Annotated in this window: 15 protein-coding genes; 5 read left to right on the forward strand and 10 right to left on the reverse strand. The window is 69.3% G+C overall.

Annotated elements, in window-relative coordinates:
- Positions 1–5: 5 nt before the first annotated feature.
- The 4 genes from ASD21_RS18750 to ASD21_RS18765 are packed head-to-tail and all read right to left on the reverse strand — an operon-like array spanning position 6 to position 3,233.
- Positions 6–776 (reverse strand): ABC transporter ATP-binding protein, encoded by a 771-nt coding sequence (locus ASD21_RS18750; RefSeq protein WP_056446180.1) that lies wholly within the window; start codon positions 774–776, stop codon positions 6–8.
- The gene (locus tag ASD21_RS18755) at positions 773–1,813 is read right to left on the reverse strand and encodes a FecCD family ABC transporter permease (protein ID WP_056446183.1); all 1,041 of its coding nucleotides are present in this window, start codon (positions 1,811–1,813) and stop codon (positions 773–775) included. The genes ASD21_RS18750 and ASD21_RS18755 overlap by 4 nt, the downstream gene beginning before the upstream one ends.
- A complete protein-coding gene (locus ASD21_RS18760) occupies positions 1,756–2,592 on the reverse strand; it encodes an ABC transporter substrate-binding protein (RefSeq protein WP_082554847.1) in 837 nt (278 codons plus the stop codon). The genes ASD21_RS18755 and ASD21_RS18760 overlap by 58 nt, the downstream gene beginning before the upstream one ends.
- Positions 2,593–2,597: 5 nt before the next feature.
- Positions 2,598–3,233, reverse strand: a complete 636-nt coding sequence (locus tag ASD21_RS18765) for a TetR/AcrR family transcriptional regulator (protein WP_056444885.1) — start codon at positions 3,231–3,233, stop codon at positions 2,598–2,600.
- 165 nt (positions 3,234–3,398) lie between these two features.
- On the opposite strand from ASD21_RS18765, the gene ASD21_RS18770 reads away from it, so the two are divergent.
- Genes ASD21_RS18770 through ASD21_RS18780 form a run of 3 tightly spaced genes read left to right on the forward strand, consistent with a single transcriptional unit; the run spans position 3,399 to position 6,589 of the window.
- Entirely contained in the window at positions 3,399–4,862 is a 1,464-nt protein-coding gene (locus ASD21_RS18770; RefSeq protein ID WP_056444887.1) for a glycosyltransferase, read from the forward strand.
- An 18-nt stretch (positions 4,863–4,880) separates the two neighbouring features.
- Positions 4,881–5,783 (forward strand): class I SAM-dependent methyltransferase, encoded by a 903-nt coding sequence (locus tag ASD21_RS18775; protein ID WP_056444891.1) that lies wholly within the window; start codon positions 4,881–4,883, stop codon positions 5,781–5,783.
- 5 nt (positions 5,784–5,788) lie between these two features.
- On the forward strand, positions 5,789–6,589 hold the full coding sequence (locus ASD21_RS18780) for a TrmH family RNA methyltransferase (RefSeq protein WP_056446189.1): 801 nt from the start codon (positions 5,789–5,791) through the stop codon (positions 6,587–6,589).
- A gap of 166 nt (positions 6,590–6,755) precedes the next feature.
- On the opposite strand, the gene ASD21_RS18785 is transcribed toward ASD21_RS18780, so the two are convergent.
- The 3 genes from ASD21_RS18785 to ligA form a co-directional block, all read right to left on the reverse strand.
- Entirely contained in the window at positions 6,756–7,187 is a 432-nt protein-coding gene (locus tag ASD21_RS18785; RefSeq protein ID WP_056444894.1) for a DUF2147 domain-containing protein, read from the reverse strand.
- Between the two features lie 94 nt (positions 7,188–7,281).
- Positions 7,282–7,887 carry a 3'-5' exonuclease gene (locus ASD21_RS18790; protein WP_056444898.1) on the reverse strand — a complete coding sequence of 202 codons (606 nt, stop codon included), beginning with the start codon at positions 7,885–7,887 and terminating at the stop codon, positions 7,282–7,284.
- Position 7,888: 1 nt separating this feature from the next.
- Positions 7,889–10,252 (reverse strand): NAD-dependent DNA ligase LigA, encoded by a 2,364-nt coding sequence (gene ligA, locus ASD21_RS18795; protein ID WP_056444902.1) that lies wholly within the window; start codon positions 10,250–10,252, stop codon positions 7,889–7,891.
- Positions 10,253–11,228: 976 nt separating this feature from the next.
- Between ligA and ASD21_RS18800 the strand changes: the two genes are divergently transcribed.
- Positions 11,229–12,347 carry an acyltransferase family protein gene (locus ASD21_RS18800; RefSeq protein ID WP_056444905.1) on the forward strand — a complete coding sequence of 373 codons (1,119 nt, stop codon included), beginning with the start codon at positions 11,229–11,231 and terminating at the stop codon, positions 12,345–12,347.
- Positions 12,348–12,500: 153 nt separating this feature from the next.
- On the opposite strand, the gene recN is transcribed toward ASD21_RS18800, so the two are convergent.
- The 3 genes from recN to lpxC form a co-directional block, all read right to left on the reverse strand.
- Positions 12,501–14,195, reverse strand: coding sequence for a DNA repair protein RecN (gene recN / locus ASD21_RS18805; RefSeq protein ID WP_056444907.1), 1,695 nt, complete (start codon positions 14,193–14,195; stop codon positions 12,501–12,503).
- Positions 14,196–14,321: 126 nt separating this feature from the next.
- Entirely contained in the window at positions 14,322–15,323 is a 1,002-nt protein-coding gene (locus tag ASD21_RS18810) for an outer membrane protein assembly factor BamD (RefSeq protein ID WP_162250254.1), read from the reverse strand.
- Positions 15,324–15,492: 169 nt separating this feature from the next.
- Entirely contained in the window at positions 15,493–16,389 is an 897-nt protein-coding gene (gene lpxC / locus ASD21_RS18815) for a UDP-3-O-acyl-N-acetylglucosamine deacetylase (RefSeq protein ID WP_056444914.1), read from the reverse strand.
- Between the two features lie 290 nt (positions 16,390–16,679).
- Here lpxC and ASD21_RS18820 point away from each other — a divergent pair, with 290 nt between their 5' ends.
- The gene (locus ASD21_RS18820; RefSeq protein WP_056444918.1) at positions 16,680–18,806 is read left to right on the forward strand and encodes a S9 family peptidase; all 2,127 of its coding nucleotides are present in this window, start codon (positions 16,680–16,682) and stop codon (positions 18,804–18,806) included.
- Positions 18,807–18,829: the final 23 nt, after the last annotated feature.

The raw sequence follows: 18,829 nt of genomic DNA on the forward strand, positions 1-18,829 counted from the left end.
CTCTCCTAGCGGGAGAGGGTTGTCAGACGTCGCGCCGCCACGACCAATCCCGTTGACGTCTCGATCAGCGCTCCGTCCAGCTTGAACACGGACGCCAGCACCTCGGGCGACAGGGCGTCGATCGGCGCCCCCTCCGCCGCCACGCGGCCGTGGTCCAGCACCAGCACCCGGTCGCAGGATCGGGCCGCCAGGCCCAGGTCGTGCAGGGTGACGACCACCGCCGCCCCGGCCGCCGCTTCGGCGCGCAGCAGGTCCAACGTCAGCAGTTGGGCGTCCGGATCCAGGCCGGCCACCGGCTCGTCGGCGACCAGAAGCGGCGCGCGCGTCGCCAGCAGCCGCGCCAGCAGGACCCGCGCCCGCTCTCCCCCCGACATGTCCAGCACGCCCCGGTCGGCCAGGTCGGCGACGCCGACCCGTTCCAGCCGTTCGCGGGCCACGGTCAAGGCCTCGCCCGGCGGCAGGTCCGGCGCGCCGAGGGCGGCGACGTCCAAGGCCGGCAGGTTCCAGGCCAGGCGGCGCTCCTGCGGCAGGTAGCCGACCAGACAAGCGCGCTCGACGGGATTCAGGTCGCCGACCGGGCGGCCGCCCAGCCGCGCTTGGCCCATCTCCAGCGGCATCAGACCCAGGCCCGTCCGCAGCAGGCTGGTCTTGCCGGCGCCGTTGGGACCGACCACGCCCAGCACCTGGCCCGGGACGACGCCCAAGGACGCGCCGTCGAGCACCAGGACCTTGCCGCGCCGGGCCTTGGCGCCCTCGATCGTCCAGACCGCCGTCACGACCGCCAACTCCGCGCCGCCCGCCAGGCCAGCAAGGCGAAGACCGGCGCGCCGAACAGGGCCGTGACCACGCCCAGCTTCAACTCCTGCTCGGTCGGCATCACCCGGGCGGCCAGGTCGGCGGCGACCAGCAGCACCGCCCCGGCCAGGGCCGAAGGCCGAAGCAACCTGGCCGGATCGTCGCGCGCGGCGGCCCGCACCAGGTGCGGCGCGGCCAGGCCGACGAAGCCGATCACCCCCGCCGCCGCGACCGAGGCCCCGGCCAGCAGGGCCGAACCTGCCACCGCCGCCACCCGCAAGCGCGCCATCGGCAGGCCCGACATCTGGGCGGCCTCCTCGCCCAGGGTCAGCATCCGCAGGCCCCGGGCCGCGTAGAGGCAAAGCCCAGCGCCGATCGCCATTGGGGCCACGGCGCGCAGGATGTCGGTGAAGTCGCGGTTCTCGACCGAGCCCATCAGCCAGGCCAGCACCTCGGCGACGGCGACCGGCGACGGCGACAGGTTGAAGACCAGGGCCGTCAAGGCGCCGGCGAACGCCGACAAGGCCACCCCGAACAGGATCAGCACCTCGGGCTCGCGGAACCGAGCCGCCAGGCCGACGACCACCGCCCCCGCCAGCAGCGCGCCGGCCAGGGCGGCCGCCTCGATGGCACCCGGCAAGGCCGCCAGTCCGCCGGCGATGGCCAGGGCGGCGCCCAGTCCCGCCGTGGCCGAGACGCCCAGTACGCCGGGCTCGGCCAGGGGATTGCGCAGCAGCCCCTGCATCGTCGCCCCGGCCAGGCCCAGGCCGGCGCCGACCAGGGCGGCCATCAGCACGCGCGGCAGGCGGATGGTCCACAGCACCTCGCCCGGCGCCGAGACCGGATCGGTCAGGGCCTGGTGATATTGCGCGGCGCTCAGCGGGCTCTCGCCCAGGCTGACGGCGACGATCGCGGTCGCGATCAGGGCCAGCAACAGCAGAAATTCCAGGCGACGCGGGCTCATCGCGCCGCCCCCGCCAAGGCCCGCGCCCCGTCGGCGGCGAACCAGGCCGAGCAGCCCAGCATGGCGCCGGGCAGCGAGGCGATCACCCGTCCCCGCGTCGTCTTGCGCAGCGCCGCGTGCCGCCCGGGACCCCAGCGGTCGGCCCCGGCCCGGGTCAGGTCGAAGAAGCCCAGCACCACCGTCTTGGGCGGGTTCAGCACCAGTTGCTCCAGCGGCGCGGGCGAGAAATAGGGTTGGGTCGAGGCGTTGGCGAAGCCCGCCGCCCGCAGCATAGCGTCGATCATCGTGTTGGGACCGGCCGTGTAGCCGCCCGGCGTCAGATAGAAGGCGCTTCGCCCCCTGCCCGCCCCAGCCGCCCGCGCCAAGTCGGAGTCCATGCGCGCCAGCAGCGCCTCGCCCTCGGCCGGGCGGTTCAGGGCCTGGGCGACCTGGCGGACATTGGCCCGCACGCCGTCGAAGTCGGTGGCGTCGCCGAGACTGACCGTGTGAACGCCGCGCCGAGCGATGGCGGCCGTCAGCCGAGCGTCGCCGCCCCACTGGCGCACCACCACATCGGGGCGCGCGCCCAGCACGGCCTCGATCGTCGCCCGCCGTTGCGGCAGGCCGGCCGCCTTGGCGCGGAGAAAGGAATCCGGCGCGTCGGCCCGCGGCGAGACGCCGACCACCGCCTCGCGCGGAGCCAGGGCCAGGACGTACTGGTCGGCGCAGGAGTCCAGCGACATCACGCGCTTCGCGCTGGTTTGGGCGCTCGTTTGGGCGGCGGTTTGAGCGGCGGCGGGCCCCGCGACGGCCGCCAGGCCGACGGCGAGGCCGGCGAGCAAGGCGGCGCGCATGGAGGTCAGTCCGTGACCAGGCCGTGCAGCAGCCCTTCGAGCGTGACCTTCATCAGTTCCTCGCGCGGCGCCCAATTGCGATCCGGCATGGTGATCAGCAAGGCCACCAGGCCGTGACAAGCGGCCCACAGCACCTGGGCCGCGCTGTCGCCTGATCCGGTGCGCAGGCGGCCGGCGGCGGCGATCTCGTGGATTGGCCCGCTGAACTCGGCGAAGCAGCGGTCGCCCAACTCGGCGGTCGCGGCCTGCTTTTCCTTGGAGATCACGTCCCGCGAGCCGCAGAACACCAGTTGATAGGTGTTGGGATTGTCGAGGGCGAAGCGCATGTAGGCCTCGAGCATCAGCTTGACCCGCGCCACCGCGTCGATCGGCCGATGGGCGATGTCGACATTGACCGCCAACAGCTGGCCGATCGCGTCGTCGCTGATCTCCAACAGGATCTGGTCCTTGTCGCGGAAGTGCATGTAGAGCGCCGTCGACGACACCCCCACGGCGTCGGCGATCTTGCGAATCGTCGCCCCCGCATAACCTTCGGCGATGAAGATTTTCTCGGCGGCGGCCAGGATTTCACCCCGACGCAGATGCCCGTCTCCCTTCGGCTTACGGGCCGATTTGTGCGGCTTCTTCAACGCGACCGTCACGATATGGCGTTCCCCTACCTAGTCCCCAGATCCGACACTAAACGGGAATCACCCAAACGTCGCAACTCCCAAGGATTTACGTGAAACGCGTGTTTTTTCATTTGACGCGCCATAGTTGAGGATTCGTTATCTACTCGCTGGATCCGATCATGCGCGGCGGGGGCGATGGCGCGAGAGGAAAGAGACCAGCGGCGGCGCGCGTTCGGGACCGAGGCGGCCGACGGAAGCTGGATCGAGGCGCTCGCCGACGGTCCGGATGCGACAGCGACGCCGCTGCGGGACGGGGCCCATCGCCGTTTGTCGCGCGGCCAGGTCGTCGGGCTGTCGACCTTTGTCCTGGCCCTGCTCGTGCTCACGGCCTTGCGACCTCAGCCCATGCTGGAGGGATTCCATCTGCTGTTCTTCGTCGGCTTCATGGGCCATTCGACGATCAAGCTGGTCGCCGCCTTCACGCCTCGCGCCACGACGGTCGCGCCGCCGCTCCCCGACGAGGCCCTGCCCGCCTACACGATCATCGCGCCCCTCTATCGCGAGGCCGGGGTGGCGGCGGAGCTGGTCGCCAACCTGGCGCGACTGGACTATCCGCGCGATCGCCTGCAGGTGCTGATCGTCCTGGAAGCCCGGGACCACGAGACCCAGGCCGCGTTCGGAGCGCTGGACCTGCCGGCCGGCTTCCAGGTGCTGATCGCCCCGTCCGGCTCGCCCCAGACCAAGCCGCGGGCCTGCAACATCGCCCTGCAGCGGGCGCACGGCGAGCTGGTGGTGATCTATGACGCCGAGGACGCGCCGCATCCCGGCCAATTGCGCGAAGCCGCCGCGCGTTTCGCCCAGGCCGACGCCAGCCTGGCCTGCCTGCAGGCTCCGTTGCGGATCGAGCCCGATCCCCGCTTCCTGCCCGACCAGTTCGCCCTCGAATACGCCGTGCTGTTCGAGGTCTTCCTGCCGGCCCTGGCCCGCTGGCGCCTGCCCTTCCCGCTCGGCGGCACCAGCAATCACTTCCGGGCCAGCGCCTTGCGCGCCGTCGGCGGATGGGATCCCTACAATGTCACCGAGGACGCGGACATCGGCTTCCGCCTGGCCGCGCAGGGGCGCCAGCTCGACGTTCTGGCCCAACCGACCTTCGAGACCTCGCCCGCCACGTTGAAGGTCTGGAGGCCGCAACGGGCGCGCTGGATCAAGGGCCACCTTCAGACCCTGGCCGTCCATGCCCGCGGTCCGGCCGCCCGCACCCCGCGCGGGGCCGCCTCGCTGGTCCTCACCCTGGCCCTGCCGGTGATGTCGTCCCATGTCCACGGCCCGTTGTTCGCCTGGCTGCTGCTGCAGGGAGTCGGCGCCGGGCTCGACCTCTGCCCGGCGGTTCCGGCCATGGACTGGATGCTGATGTTCTTCGGCTGGACCTGCATCGCGATCGCCGGCGCCCAGGCCCAGCGGCGGGCCGGACATCGACAAAGGCCGCTGCCCTTGCTGGGCGCGATCGCCTATTGGCCGCTCCAGAGCCTGGCGGCGGCCGAGGCCCTTCGGCAGTTCGTCGTCTCGCCGTTCCATTGGGACAAGACCCCGCATACGCCGCGCGCCGCCAACCCTCTGCTGTCTCGTCTGCTGGCGCGGACTGGACGGGCCTTGCCCTGAGCGCGTATTGGCGGGGGCATGACTCCGACCATCGCCGCCGCCCCGCTCGTCATGCGCACCACCGGCTGGGCCGACTACGCCCTACTCGACAGCGGCCATGGCAAGAAGCTGGAGCGCTACGGCCGCTACACCGTCGTGCGTCCGGAGCCGCAGTGCTTCTGGGCCCCGCGCCTGGACCCGAAGGTGTGGGACGCCGCCGACGCCGTCTTCGATCCCACCGACGAGGACGAAGCCGGCCGCTGGCGCTTCAAGGGCAAGCCGCTGGAGAAGTTCCCGCTGGCCTGGGGCGAAGCCAAGTTCCACGGCCAGTTCACGCCGTTCCGCCACCTGGCCTTCTTCCCCGAGCAGGCCGCCAACTGGGCCTGGCAAGACCAGCGCGTCCGCGCCATCAAGGATCGCCAGCCCAAGGTGCTGAACCTGTTCGGCTACACCGGCGTGGCCAGCCTGGTCTGCGCCGCCGCCGGCGCGGCGGTCACCCACGTCGACGCCTCCAAGAAGTCGGTCGGCTACGCCCGCGAGAACGCCGCCTTCGCCGGCCTGGCCGACAAGCCGATCCGCTGGATCGTCGAGGACGCCCGCCGCTTCGTGGCCCGCGAGGTGCGCCGCGGCTCGCGGTATGACGGCATCATCCTGGACCCGCCGAAGTTCGGCCGCGGGGCCGACGGCGAGGTCTGGCGCCTGTTCGAGGACCTGGCCGAGCTGACACATAACTGCGCCCAGATCCTTGCCCCCGACGCCTCGTTCCTGCTGATGAACGCCTATGCCGCCCGGGTTTCGGGCGCGGCGATGTCGGGCCTGCTGGCCCAGGAGCTGGAGGGGCGCGGCGGGATCATCGACTGGGGCGAGCTGTCGCTGGTCGAGGAAAAGGGCGACCGCCAGATCGGCCTGTCGTTCTTCGCCCGCTGGGCGTCTGAAGGTTGATGACGATGAACGCCCCCCACTCAAAGACCGTCACCTCCCTCTCGAACAGCACCGTCAAGGCCGTCCGCGCCCTGCATATGCGCAAGGAGCGCGAGGAGAGCGGCCTGTTCCTGGCCGAGGGGCTGAAGATCGTCATCGAGGCGATCGACTGCGGCCACGCCCCCAAGATCCTGATGTACGGCCGCGACGCCGCCGACCATCCGATGCTGCAGAAGGCCTCGCAGGCCTGCCTGAAGGCCGGCGGCGAGGTCATCGAGGTCAATCGCGAGATCCTCGAGAAGGTCTCGCGCCGCGACAATCCCCAGGCCGTGGTCGGGGTGTTCAAGCAGGTCTACACGCCGCTCAGCGCCATCGTGCCCGAGAGCGCGCCTTGCTGGGTGGCCATGCAGGCCGTGCGCGACCCGGGCAATCTGGGCACCGTGATCCGCACGGCCGACGCCGCCGGCTGCGGCGGCGTCATCCTGGTCGGCGACTGCGTGGATCCCTATTCGGTCGAAGGCGTGCGGGCGACCATGGGCTCGATCTTCGCGGTCAAGATCGCCAAGGCCTCGGTGGCCGAGTTCCTGGCCTGGCGCGAAACCTGGCCCGGCAGCGTGATCGGCACGCTGCTGACCGCCACGGTCGACCACAAGAGCGCCGACTATGTGAAGCCGTCGCTGATCCTGATGGGCAACGAGCAGCAGGGCCTGCCGCCCGAACTGGCCGCCGCCTGCGACGTCAACGTCAAGATCCCCATGCGCGGTCGGGCCGACAGCCTGAACCTGTCGGTGGCCACGGGGATCATGATCTACACGGTGACGGGGTAGGATTTCGACAGGTCCTCCCCCTGTGGGGGAGGTGTCGGCGAAGCCGACGGAGGGGGGAGTGATCAGGAGGCGATCGCCCCCCGGATCGACGATCCTAAAACTCCCCCCATCGATCGCTGCGCGATCGCCTCCCCCACAGGGGGAGGGTCTATTCAGCAGACGCCGGCTACCTGATCCGCGTCCACTTCTCGGTCTTGCACAGGGGCGCCACGATGCAGCCCTTGAGCTTCAGCTCGTTGGCCGAGAGCATGGTGATCGTCCCCGAATAGGTGCCGCCGTCGGCGGCGTTGTAGACCTTGCCGCCGGTCCACTTGGTCGGGCCGCCGGTGAAGTCGTACAGCATCTGCATGTTCTTCAGCGGCCGGTTGCGCAAGGACGCGTCCTTGTTCTTCTCGTCCTTGACCGCCGGATCGCTCCTGATGTGATCCGAGCTGACCAGCTTGCCGCACAGGCTGTTGCCGCAACGGCTGATCTCGACCTGGCCGCCGTTGGTCTGGGTCTGCCAAAGGCCCGTGACCTCCTGGGCGAAGGCCGGGGCGGAAACGGCCAAGGCGGCGGCGGAAGCGGCCAGCGCGGCGGCGAGGATAGGCAGTCTCATGGGGTCTTCTCCCTAATTGTTGGTCTTTCTAACCCGCGTTCGGCTGAACCGCCCCTGAATTGATGGCCGAGTTCGAACAAGGCTCGCCGATCCTCTAGACGGCCCGCCGTCTCAGGCTCGGACTGGAACAGGTGGTGTAGCCGGTCGCGGTCAGCCGGCCGGCTGTCATGCCCAGCTTGTCCGGCAGTTCGCGGATGTGCGACGCCCGGGTCGCTTCGACGGCCGCCAAGGCCACGCTGCCGCAAGCGAAGGCGTCCTGGGCGGCGTCGTGGTGCTTGAACTCGACGCCCAGGAAGTCGCAGACCGCGTTCAGCTTGGCCGACGGCAATTGCGGCCAGGTGTTCTTGGCCACCTGCACCGTGCAGATGTAGTCGAAGCGAGGGAACGGCAGGCCGTAGAGCTCGCAGGTGCGACGCATCACGCTGATGTCGAACGCGGCGTTGTGGGCGATCACCGTCGCCCGCTCCATCCGTTCCTGAAGGCGCGACAGCACGGCCGGAAACTCGTCGGCGTCCTCCACGTCGGCGGGCCGGATGCCGTGGACCGCGATGTTCCAGCCCGAAAAGCGCATGTCGTTCGGCCGGATGTAGTGGTGCTCCACGTCCGTGATCCGACCGTCCTCGATCCACGCCAGGCCGATGGCGCAGGGACTGGAGCGTTGCTCGTTGGCCGTTTCGAAGTCGATGGCGACGACGGGCATGCTAGCCGCCCACCATGGCCAGCCACTCGTCCTCGGTCATCACCTGGACGCCCAGGTCGGTGGCGGTCTTCAGCTTCGAGCCCGCCCCGGGGCCGGCCACCACCAGGTCGGTCTTCTTGGACACCGACGAGGCGACCTTGGCCCCCAGGCCCTCGGCCTGGGCCTTGGCCTCGTCGCGGGTCATCTTCTCCAGCGAGCCGGTGAAGACGATGGTCTTGCCGGCCACGGCCGTGTCGGTCTTGGGCTTGGCGACGGCCTGGATGTCCAGCTCGGCGACCAGGTTGGCCACCTTCTCGCGGTTATGCGCCTCGGCGAAGAAACGGGCGATCGACTGGGCCGCCACGGGACCGATCCCGTCGATGGCCGCCAGCTGCAGATAGTCGTCGCCCGGCGCGCCCTGCCCGGCCTGCTCCAGGGCCTGGGCGAAGCTGTTCCAGTCGCCGTAGCGCTCGGCCAGGGCCGCCCGGGCCGGCTTGTTCAGCTTGGGCACGGCGTGGCCGATCTTGACCTCCAGGCTGTCGGCCTCGGGCCAGGGATCGGCCTTCAACCCGCCCTTCCCCGCTTCGACCAGCTCGTCGCGGGCCTTGGGACCGACGCCGGCCGCGCCCGACAGCTCCAGATAGACCGCGCCCGGCAGCTGCCCCGCCGCCCGCTCGGCGGCCGCCTGCAGGTCTTCGAACCGGTCGAAATTGCGGGCCAGCACGGTCGAGGTGGTCTCGCCGATGTCGCGCATGCCCAGGCCGTAGATCACCCGGTCCAGGCCGATGGTGCGCCGCGCCTCGATGCCCTTGACCAGGTTGGCGACCGAGGTCTCGCCGTAGCCGTCGCGCTCGCGCAGCTCGGCCAGCTTTTCCTCGTCCCGGGCCAGCTTGAAGATGTCGGCCGGCTCCTTGATCCAGCCGGCCTCGAAGAACGCCGCCAGCTGCTTCTCGCCCAGGCCCTCGATGTCGAAGGCCCGGCGCGAGACGAAATGGCGAAGGTGCTCGATGCGCTGGAACGGACAGGCGAACTCGCCGGTGCAGCGACGCACCACCGACTCGGTTCCCGAGGCGTTGACCTCGCGGGCCAGCGGCGTCTTCAGCGGGCAAGGGCATTCGTGGGGGAATTCATAGGGCGCGGGCGCGGGATCCGGCCGCTCCTCGAGCGCCACCTCGACGATCTGCGGGATCACATCGCCGGCCCGCTGGATCACGACGGTGTCGCCGATCCGCACATCCAGCCGGGCGATCTCGTCGGCGTTGTGCAGGGTGGCGTTGGTCACCGAGACCCCGCCGACGGTCACGGGCTTGAGCCGCGCCACCGGGGTGATCGCGCCGGTGCGGCCCACCTGCAGGTCAATGGCCTCCAGGATGGTGCGGGCCTGCTGGGCCGGGAACTTGCGGGCGATCGCCCAGCGCGGCGAGCGCGAGACGAAGCCCAGGCGGCGCTGCTGTTCCAGGTCGTCGACCTTGTAGACCACGCCGTCGATGTCGAACGGCAGCTTGGGGCGCAGGACCTCGAACTCGGCATAGGCGTCCAGCAGGCCCTGGGCGTCCCGGACGCGCTTGGCCGGCGGGGCCGTGGTCACGAAGCCCCAGGCGTGCAGCTTTTCCAGCGCCTCCCACTGGCCGGCCGCGAACGGTCCGCTGGTCAGGCCCCAGGCATAGGCGAAGAACCGCAGCGGGCGCTGGGCGCTGATCTTCGGATCGATCTGGCGCAGCGAGCCGGCGGCGAAGTTGCGAGGATTGGCGTAGGTGCGCTGGCCGGCCTCGAGCGCGGCGGCGTTGAAGGCGGCGAAGGCCTCCAGCTCGACATAAACCTCGCCGCGGATCTCGATCACGTCGGGCCAGCCCCCCTCTTCAAGATTAGGCCCTTTCAGCTTATGGGGGATGTCGGCGATGGTCCGCAGGTTGGCGGTGACGTCCTCGCCCACTCGGCCGTCGCCCCGCGTCGCGCCCTGGACCAGCCCGCCCTTCTCGTAGCGCAGCGAAGCCGACAGGCCGTCGATCTTCGGCTCGGCGGTGTAGAACACCGGCTCGCTTCCGAGCCGCAGGAAGCGGCGGATGCGGGCGTCGAAATCCGTCGCCTCGTCGTTGGAGAAGGCGTTGTCGAGGCTGAGCATCGGCACGCCGTGCTCGACCGGCGAGAACTGCTCGGCCCGCGCGGCGCCGACCCGCATGGACGGGGAATTGTCGCGCACCAGGTGCGGGAAGCGTTCCTCGATGTCGAGGTTGCGGCGCTTGAGGGCGTCGTACTCGGCGTCGCTGATCGTCGGGGCGTCCTGCTGGTGATAGCGCAGGTCGTGTGTGGCCAACTGGTCGGCCAGACGCTCCAGTTCCTCGACGGCCTGGGCTTCGGTGAGGTCGGCGACGGCGATCTGGGACACGGGCGAATCCGGAGGCGTTGTGAAGGGGGCAGACTAGCCAAGGGCGGGGGATCGGGGGAGCCTTTTCAAGCCCTCCCCCCGTGGGGGAGGCGATCGCGCAGCGATCGGTGCGGGGAGTTTCAGGATCGCCGACATGGATCCGGCCATCTTCCGATCACTCCCCCCTCCGTCGGCTTCGCCGACACCTCCCCCACGGGGGGAGGACCTTGGAGGCACGGCTTCGCCGCCTCACGCGGGAGCCCGCTGAGCTGGTGGGAGGGTGCGAAGCGCCCGGGCCTCGCCCGGATGATTTGCAGTTTGATTACCGTTTCGACGAAGACGAGCGCTCCGCGCGGCCGTTATCCGGAAGCCTTCGGATCGCGGATTTTTAACCCGCTCCGATGGAGGCCCCCGACGGGCAGGACGTTGGCGCGTCCTGGACTGTGCAGGCGATTTCAGCCCGCACCTGCCGCGCCCGTCGATCCCTCGCCGCCTGGGCTTTGTCTCGACCAAGGAGACCTGCCCAAGACCGTCGCGAAGGTCGTCACTAAAGACCACCGACGAGCGCTTCCCGCTCGACCACCCCCGAAAGCCGCATCGGTCGCCGTACGTGCGCCCTCCCCATGCTCTCAGGTGCAAGCATTATGCGGGTGGTCTGGAAGGGGGAGGACCAAATCGGGTCGAGAAAGTTTAGGGCGTTGAAATCGCGGGGGTTTGCTGGCTATTCGCCGAGCGCAGACGCCCCGCCGGGGACATGCTCTCACGGCAAGGCCTACCAAATCGCCCCCAGAGCTTGGGGTGAGTGCGTGTCCCCATCGTCATCCACGGCATCGAACCTCGATCCTGAACAGCAACTAGGCTCAGCGGACGACTTTGGGGACACGCACTCACCCCGGGGCGCCCCCGCGAACCCGGCAGACCTCCTGCCGTGAGAGCATGTCCCCGGCTGGAGAACTGGCCCGCCCCTTGCTCCCACAAGCCAAAGGAGCCCGCTCGCATGTCCCAAACCGCCACGATGTCCCAGAACGGTCAGGGTCTGTCCCGTGGCGGCGCCCTGGACCTCCTTCGGTTCGTCGCGGCCTTGTTCATCGTGCTCTATCACGTCGCCGAGCGGGCTCCGGTGTCGCTGTTCGCGATCCACCCGGCCTTCGGGCGCGGCTACCTGGCCACCGACTTCTTCCTGATGCTGTCGGGCTACGTGCTGGCCAAGTCCTATGGACCCCGCGTCCTCCAGCAAGGCGTGACCACCGGCGAGTTCCTCAAGCGCCGCCTGCTGCGCATCTGGCCCGCCCACCTGGTGATGCTGGCCCTGTTCGTGGGCTTCGTGCTGGCCACCGGCGCCGTCGGCCTGGCCCCGCAGAACCCGCAATGGTTCCAGTGGGACCAGCTCCTGCCGCAGGTCTTCCTGATGCAGGCCTGGTTCGTGCCTGGCCCGTCGGGCTGGAACATGCCGACCTGGACCCTGTCGGCCCTGATCGTCTGCTACGCCGGCTTCCCGGCCGCCTGGCGCGCCGCGGCCAGGATCGCCTCGCCCTGGACCACCCTGGCGATCGGCGTGGCGATCTTCCTGGCCGTCGACTACGCGGCCAAGGCGGTCACGGGCATCCCCGCCCACCAGCTGCCCCTGCGCTTCGGCCTGGTGCGAGGAATCCCGCTGTTCATCCTGGGCATGCTCATCGCCCGCCTGCCGACGACCATCCCGTCGCGCTGGGCCGACGGCCTGGCGATCTCGGCGAGCGTCTCGGTCGTGGCCCTGCAGATCGTCGGCCGCTTCGACCACGCCAGCTTGGCCCTGCTGGGCCTGCTGATCCACGCCGCCGGGGCCTCGGGCGCGAAGGGCTGGCTCTGGACGAGCCTGGCGGGTCGCCTGTCGTTCTCGCTGTTCCTGACCAACCAACTGCTCGCCGTGGTCTGGTTCGGCCTACTGCGCGCCGTCGAGAGCAAGCTGGGCGTCGACGGCCCGATGCTATGGGTCGCCTGGGCGCTCGCCCTGCCCGCCTGCGTCGTCGCCGCATGGCTGTTCGAGCGCTTCATCGACGCGCCGCTGCAGATGTGGATCAAGGGCTGGTCGAGGCGGGAGCCGGCGATCAAGGCCGCCGGGCCGGCTTTGGCGTAATTTCCGCCACCTCCCTGTTGTCATCCCGGAAAGCGCGGAGCGCTTGTCCGGGACCCAGGTGAACCGCATCGCATCAGCCCGTCCCCTGGGTCCCGGACAGCCTCTGCGAGGCTTCCGGGATGACGACGGCTTTGAGCTTTGCGGCTAGGAGATTTACCCAATCAACGCTCGCGCCGCCGCCCGCGCCGCCTCGGTGACCTCGGCCCCCGACAGCATCCGCGCGATCTCTTCCTGGCGTTGGACGGCCGACAGCGGCTCGACCCGGGTGCGGGTCGAGGTGTCGTCGCCGGCCTTGGTGATCCGCCAGTGGGCGTCGGCCCGGGCGGCGACCTGGGCCGAGTGGGTGACGACCAGCACCTGCGCGTTCGCCGCCAGGCGCTTGAGGCGAAGGCCCACCGCGTCGGCCACGGCCCCGCCGACGCCCTGGTCCACTTCGTCGAAGATCATCAGCGGCTGGGACCCTTCGCGGCCCGCCAGGGCGGCCTTCAGGGCCAGGGCGAAGCGGGCCAGCTCGCCGCCCGAGGCGATGGCCTCCATCGGTCCGAACGGCGCGCCGGGATTGGTCGAGATCTCGAAGGCCACGCGGTCGACCCCGGTCGGGCCGGCGCGGTCCTCGTCCAGCGGCTCGACGGCGACGCGGAACCTCGCCTTTTCCAGCTTCAACGGCGTCAGCTCGCCCTCGACGGCGGCGGCCAGGCGGTCGCCGGCGGCGCGGCGCTCGGCCGACAAGGTCTGGGCCGCGTAGAGATAGGCGGCGCGAGCGTCGGCGGCCTCCTGTTCGGCGGCCTTCAGGGCCTCTTCCGAGGTCTCGATGGCCTGCAGCTGGGCGGCGAACTCCGCGCGCTTGTCGGGCAGCAGCTCGACGGCGACGTTCAGCTTGCGGGCCATGCCGCGCAGGGCGAACAGGCGCTCCTCGGCCTTTTCCAGGCGATCGGGTTCGAACTCGAAGCTCTCGGCGGCGGCGTCGATGGCGGCGGCCGCCTCCTGGGCCTCGACCAGGGCGCGGTCGACCGCCTCGCAGGCGGCGGCCAGCTTGGTGACGGCCGGACCGTCGGCGGGGGCGCCGGCGTGGATGGCGCGCTCGCGCGCTCTCTCCAGAGCGCGGAAGGCGCTGGCCAGCTTGCCCGACAGGGCGTCGCCGCCCAGGGCGTCGCTGGCGGCGGCGATGTCGGCCAGGGCCTTCTCGGCCGAGCCCAGCAGGGCCCGCTCCTCGGCCAGCTGGGTCTCCTCGCCCTCGCGCGGGTCCAGACGATCCAGCTCGGACAGGCGAAGGGTCAGTTCCTCGGTCTCGACGGCCGCGCGGTCGGCTAGATCGCGCAGGGCGGCGGCCTTTTCACGGGCGGCGCGCCAGGCGCTCCAGGCCGAAGCGACGGTCCCGACCCGGACCAGCCCGAAGGCGTCCAGCAGATTGCGGTGGGTGCGCACGTCCAGCAGGCCGACGGTCTCGTGCTGGCCGTGGACCTCCAGCAGCAGGGCGCCCAGGTCCTTGAGCACCCCGACGCTGGTGGCCTGGTCGTTGACGAAGGCGCGCGAGCGGCCGTCGGCCGACAGCTGGCGGCGCAGGACCAGGTCCTCGTCGCGGGCGTAGTCCAGGCCCTTGTCGTCCAGATAGGCGAAGGCGGCGTGGTCGGCCGGCAGGGCGAAGATGGCGGTGGCGCTGGCGTGGCCTGCGGCCCCCCGACGAACGAGCCCGGCGTCGGCCCGCGCGCCGGTGGCTAGGCCCAGGGCGTCCAGGATGATCGACTTGCCCGCCCCCGTCTCTCCGGTGAGCGCGGTCAGGCCCGGACCTATGGCCAGGTCCAGGCTTTCGATGAGCACGACGTCGCGGATGGAAAGGCCGATCAGCATGAGGCCTAGGATCGCCGGGAATCAGGGTTTTTCAAAGGGGGCTTGTTCTCGGGACGTTCTCGCGAGCTCCGCGGGGCGTTCCGGAACGGAAAACGGGCCGATCCTGGAAGGACCGGCCCGCTGAAATCACATCCCCAGGATGCCCGAGACGCCGCCCTTCTTGGGCTTGGTCTCGGCCGGCGGCTTGCCGTCGGCCGGCGTGGTGGTGTCGGCGGGAGGCGCCAGGGTCTTGTCCTTGTCGTGGGTCAGACGGTCCAGCATGTTCTTCTTGTTGCCGGCCTTCAGCGGCTCGACGGCCGGCCTGAGGTTGTTGGACGTCAGCAGCTTGTAGGCCTCGGCGTACCAGGGATCGCCCGGGAAGTTGTAGCCCAGCACCGCGCCGTTGCGCTTGGCCTCGTCCAGCAGGCCCAGGGTCAGGTAGCTCTCGACCAGGCGGTACAGAGCCTCGGGCGCGTGCGAGGTGGTCTGGTGGCGGTCGACCACGGTGCGGAACCGGCCGATGGCCGCCAGGGTCTGGCCGTTCTTCAGATAGTAGCGGCCGATGGTCATTTCCTTGCCGGCCAGCTGGTCGCTGACCATGTCGATCTTCAGGCGCGCGTCCTGGGCGTATTCCGAGTTGGGATAGCGCTGGACCACGTCGCGCAGCGAGGCCATGGCCTGCTCGGTCGCGGCCTGGTCGCGGTTCACGTCGACGATCTGCTCGAAATAGCAGACGGCCTTCAGATAGTAGGCGTAGGAGGCCGAAGGATTGCCCGGATAGAGGCCGATGAAGCGGTCGGCGTCGGAGATCGCCTCGCTGTACTGGTTGCTCATATAGTGAGCGTAGCCGGTCATCAGGATCGAGCGGCGCGACCATTCCGAATAGGGGTGCTGACGCTCGACCTCGCGGAAATAGTCGACGGCTTCGTTGTAGCTGCCGCGGTCCAGGCGATTGGCGCCGGTCGAATAGAGCAGCTCCACCGGGCGCTCTTCGTAGGCCAGGGTCGGCTTCTTGCGCTTGCCGGCGCAGGCGGAGACCGACAGGGCGACCAGCACGGCGGTCGCGACGATAGCCACCTTGCGTCCCGAGAAATTACGAAGCACGGACTTTTCACCCTCGAAGCAAACGTGCGCCCCTGCGCCGTGCAAGGCTTCTACACCACGCCGATGCGGGCGCAAATGGAAGCCGAGCCATGACGAGGATACGCCCCAAGACGCATCCCCCCGGGAATCCGCCCAAACGCTAGAGACATCGGCTTTTTGGCCAAATCAGGTCGAAGCCAAATCAGATCCAAGACGACGCCTCGGTATCAGTTTGTCAGACGGCTTGCGCCAATTCCACCGAATGGGCGCGCATCCGCCAGGCGGCGGGGTTGGCCATCAGGGCCCGGACGACGGCGTTGTTCAGGCCGTGACCGGCCAGAACGCCCTCGAAACGGCCGATGATCGGCGCGCCCAGCACATAAAGATCGCCCACCGCGTCCAGCGCCTTGTGGCGCACGAATTCGTCGGGGCGGCGCAGGCCTTCGGGGTTCAGCACGCGGTCGCCGTCGATGACCACGGCGTTCTCCATCGTGCCGCCGCGGGCCAGGCCGATGGCGCGCAGGGCCTCGACGTCGCGGAGGAAGCCGAAGGTGCGGCAGTCGGAAAGCTCGGCGCGGAACGATTCTTCGTCGACGGTCAGGTCGACGCGCTGGCGGCCGATCACCTTGCTGTCGAAGACGATCTCGAAGGCGACCTCGAACCGGTCGCTCGGCGACAGGCTGGCCAGCTTGTCGCCTTCCTCGACCACCACGGTGTCGAGAATCTCGATGTAGTGACGGGCGGCTTCCTGCTTGCGGCGGCCGGCGCGGTCGAGGATCTGCATGAAGGGCTCGGACGAACCGTCCATGATCGGCACTTCCGGACCGTCCAGCTCGACCACGCAGTTGTCGATGGCCAGGGCGGCCAGGGCGGCCATCAGGTGCTCGATGGTCGAGACACGCACGTCGGCGGCGTTGTTGATGACGGTGCCCAGCTGAGTCTGGCAGACGGCGTCCGGCTTGACCGGCACGCGGTTGTCGCGGTCGTGGACATCGGTGCGCACGAAGACGATCCCGGCGTCGACCTGGGCCGGGCGCACGGCGACGCGCACGTGCGCGCCGGTGTGCAGGCCCACACCGGCGAAAATCACCGGTCCGGCGACCGTGTGCTGAAAATATGCCGAAGCCGACACTTGAAACCCTTAAACTTAGTAGCGGGGCGGTTCGATCGACCGCCTCTCGTCCCCGCATACCATTTAGGGACAATGCTGCGTCGCGGCAAAGCAAGTCCTGTTTCCGATTGTTACCTTACTAGCGGCTTGTTTTTCATGACTTTTTTGGCCAATCGACGGTCACCATTTTGTCGCATTGCGGAGCTTGGCGTTTCCGGAGGCAATCTTGTGCCCCTCCCCTGGCTTCGCCCGCACGCCGTCGCTAGGCTCTGGCCGCTTTTCGGCGCCAACTCCTCTCGGATCCCGTCTCGATGACCAAGACCTTGCGCATAGCCGCTTCCGCCCTCGCCCTGTCCATGGCCGCCTTCGCCGTCGCGCCGGGCGCCCTGGCCGCCGACGCCCAGGGCGGTCGCGGCTTCACCGCCAAGGACATGGTGCAGCTGGAGCGGATCAGCGATCCGCGCGTGTCGCCTGACGGCCGCTTCGTGGTCTACAGCGTACGGACGATGGACCTGCCGGCCAACAAGGCCTCGATGTCGCTGTGGATCACCGACCTGAAGGCCAAGACGGCGCCGCGCCGGCTGGCCGTCTCGGACGGCGGCGCCAGCAGCGCCCGCTGGTCGCCCGACGGCAAGGGCCTCTACTTCATCTCGGGCCGGACCGGCGGCCTGGACCAGGTCTATCGCACCGACGCGGCCGGCGAGACCGCCGTCCAGGCGACCAAGGCGCCGTTCGACGTCGGCGCCTTCAAGATCGCGCCCGACGGCAAGACCATCGTCATCGCCCAGTCGGTGTTCCCCGACTGCGACACCCTGGACTGCACCAAGGACAAGCTGGCCGCCAAGGCCGGCGTCAAGACCACCGGCGTGGTCTTCGACAAGCTGTTCATCCGCCACTGGGACGCCTGGAACGACGGCCTCCAGAACCACCTCTACGCGCTGAAAATCGATGATCAGGGCCTGGCGACCGGAACGCCCGTCGCGCTGATGAACGGCTTCAACGGCGACACCCCGACCAAACCGTTCGGCGGCGACGAGGACTTCAACATCACGCCGGACGGCAAATGGGTGGTGTTCTCGGCCAAGCCGGCCGACCGCGAGGAATCGTGGAGCACCAACTACGACCTGTGGCGCGTTCCCATGGACGGCTCGGCCAAGCCGGAGAACCGCACGCAGGCCAACAAGGCCATGGATTCCCAACCCAGCTTCTCGCCGGACGGCAGGATCTCGGCCTATCTGGCCATGAAGCGCCCGGGCTTCGAGGCCGACCGCCTGGCGATCATGGTCCGCGAAGCCGACGCCAAGGACGCCAAGGGCTACGGCGAGCGCGAGCTGACCGCCGGCTGGGACCGTTCGGCCCAGTCGATCGCCTGGAGCGCCGACGGCAAGACGATCTACACGACCGCCGAGGACGTCGGGCAGACCAAGCTGTTCGCCATCGACGTGAAGTCCGGCAAGGTCACGGCCCTGACCGGCGAAGGCCATGTCAGCGGCTTCAGCGTCGGCCCGCAGTCGATCGTCTACGCCCAGGACAACCTCAAGGGCCCGGCCCAGCTCTACGCCCTGTCGACCGTCGCCAAGAAGGCCCAGGCGCCCATCAAACTGACCAACAACAACGCCCAAGCCCTGGCCGGCGTGGCCATGGGCGACACCGAGCAGTTCAGCTTCCCCGGATGGAACGGCGAGACGGTCCACGGCTATCTGGTCAAGCCGGCCAATTTCGATCCGGCCAAGACGTATCCGGTCGCCTTCCTGATCCATGGCGGTCCGCAAGGGTCGTTCGGCAACCTCTTTCACTATCGCTGGAACGCCCAGACCTACGCCGGGGCCGGCTATGCCGTGGTGATGATCGATTTCCACGGCTCGACCGGCTACGGCCAGGCCTTCACCGACGCGATCAGCCAGCACTGGGGCGACCGCCCGCTGGAGGACCTGCAGAAGGGCTGGGCCTTCGCGACGGGCAAGTACGGCTTCCTCGACAAGGACCGCGCCTGCGCCCTGGGCGGCTCGTACGGCGGCTTCATGATCAACTGGATCGCCAGCCAGTGGAAGGCGCCGTGGAAGTGCCTGGTCAACCACGACGGCATCTTCGACAGCCGCTTCATGGGCTACTCCACCGAGGAGCTGTGGTTCAGCGAATGGGAGAACGGCGGCCCGCCCTACGCGGCCAATACCACCTATTCCAAGTTCAATCCGGCCGACCATGTCGACCAGTGGAGCGTGCCGGAGATGGTGGTCCAGGGCGGCCAGGACTTCCGCGTGCCGCTGGAGGAAGGCATCGGGACGTTCACGGCCCTGCAGCGCAAGGGCGTTCCCAGCAAGCTGCTGTATTTCCCCAACGAGAATCACTGGGTGCTGAAGGCCCAGAACTCGGTGCAGTGGCACGACGAGGTGCAGAAATGGCTCGATCGTTGGACCAAGGGCGAGCCTGCCAAGTAATACGCTTATAAATTGCAGCCCTT

Origin of the sequence: Caulobacter sp. Root1455 (genome assembly GCF_001426905.1) — a bacterium.
Classification (GTDB): Bacteria; Pseudomonadota; Alphaproteobacteria; order Caulobacterales; family Caulobacteraceae; genus Caulobacter.

Coding starts and splice junctions, on each gene's coding strand:
- ASD21_RS18760 (WP_082554847.1), bottom strand. CDS start 2,592: ATGCGCGCCGCCTTGCTCGCCGGCCTCGCCGTCGGCCTGGCGGCCGTC.
- ASD21_RS18770 (WP_056444887.1), top strand. CDS start 3,399: ATGGCGCGAGAGGAAAGAGACCAGCGGCGGCGCGCGTTCGGGACCGAG.
- ASD21_RS18775 (WP_056444891.1), top strand. CDS start 4,881: ATGACTCCGACCATCGCCGCCGCCCCGCTCGTCATGCGCACCACCGGC.
- ASD21_RS18780 (WP_056446189.1), top strand. CDS start 5,789: ATGAACGCCCCCCACTCAAAGACCGTCACCTCCCTCTCGAACAGCACC.
- ASD21_RS18785 (WP_056444894.1), bottom strand. CDS start 7,187: ATGAGACTGCCTATCCTCGCCGCCGCGCTGGCCGCTTCCGCCGCCGCC.
- ASD21_RS18790 (WP_056444898.1), bottom strand. CDS start 7,887: ATGCCCGTCGTCGCCATCGACTTCGAAACGGCCAACGAGCAACGCTCC.
- ASD21_RS18800 (WP_056444905.1), top strand. CDS start 11,229: ATGTCCCAAACCGCCACGATGTCCCAGAACGGTCAGGGTCTGTCCCGT.
- recN (WP_056444907.1), bottom strand. CDS start 14,195: ATGCTGATCGGCCTTTCCATCCGCGACGTCGTGCTCATCGAAAGCCTG.
- ASD21_RS18820 (WP_056444918.1), top strand. CDS start 16,680: ATGACCAAGACCTTGCGCATAGCCGCTTCCGCCCTCGCCCTGTCCATG.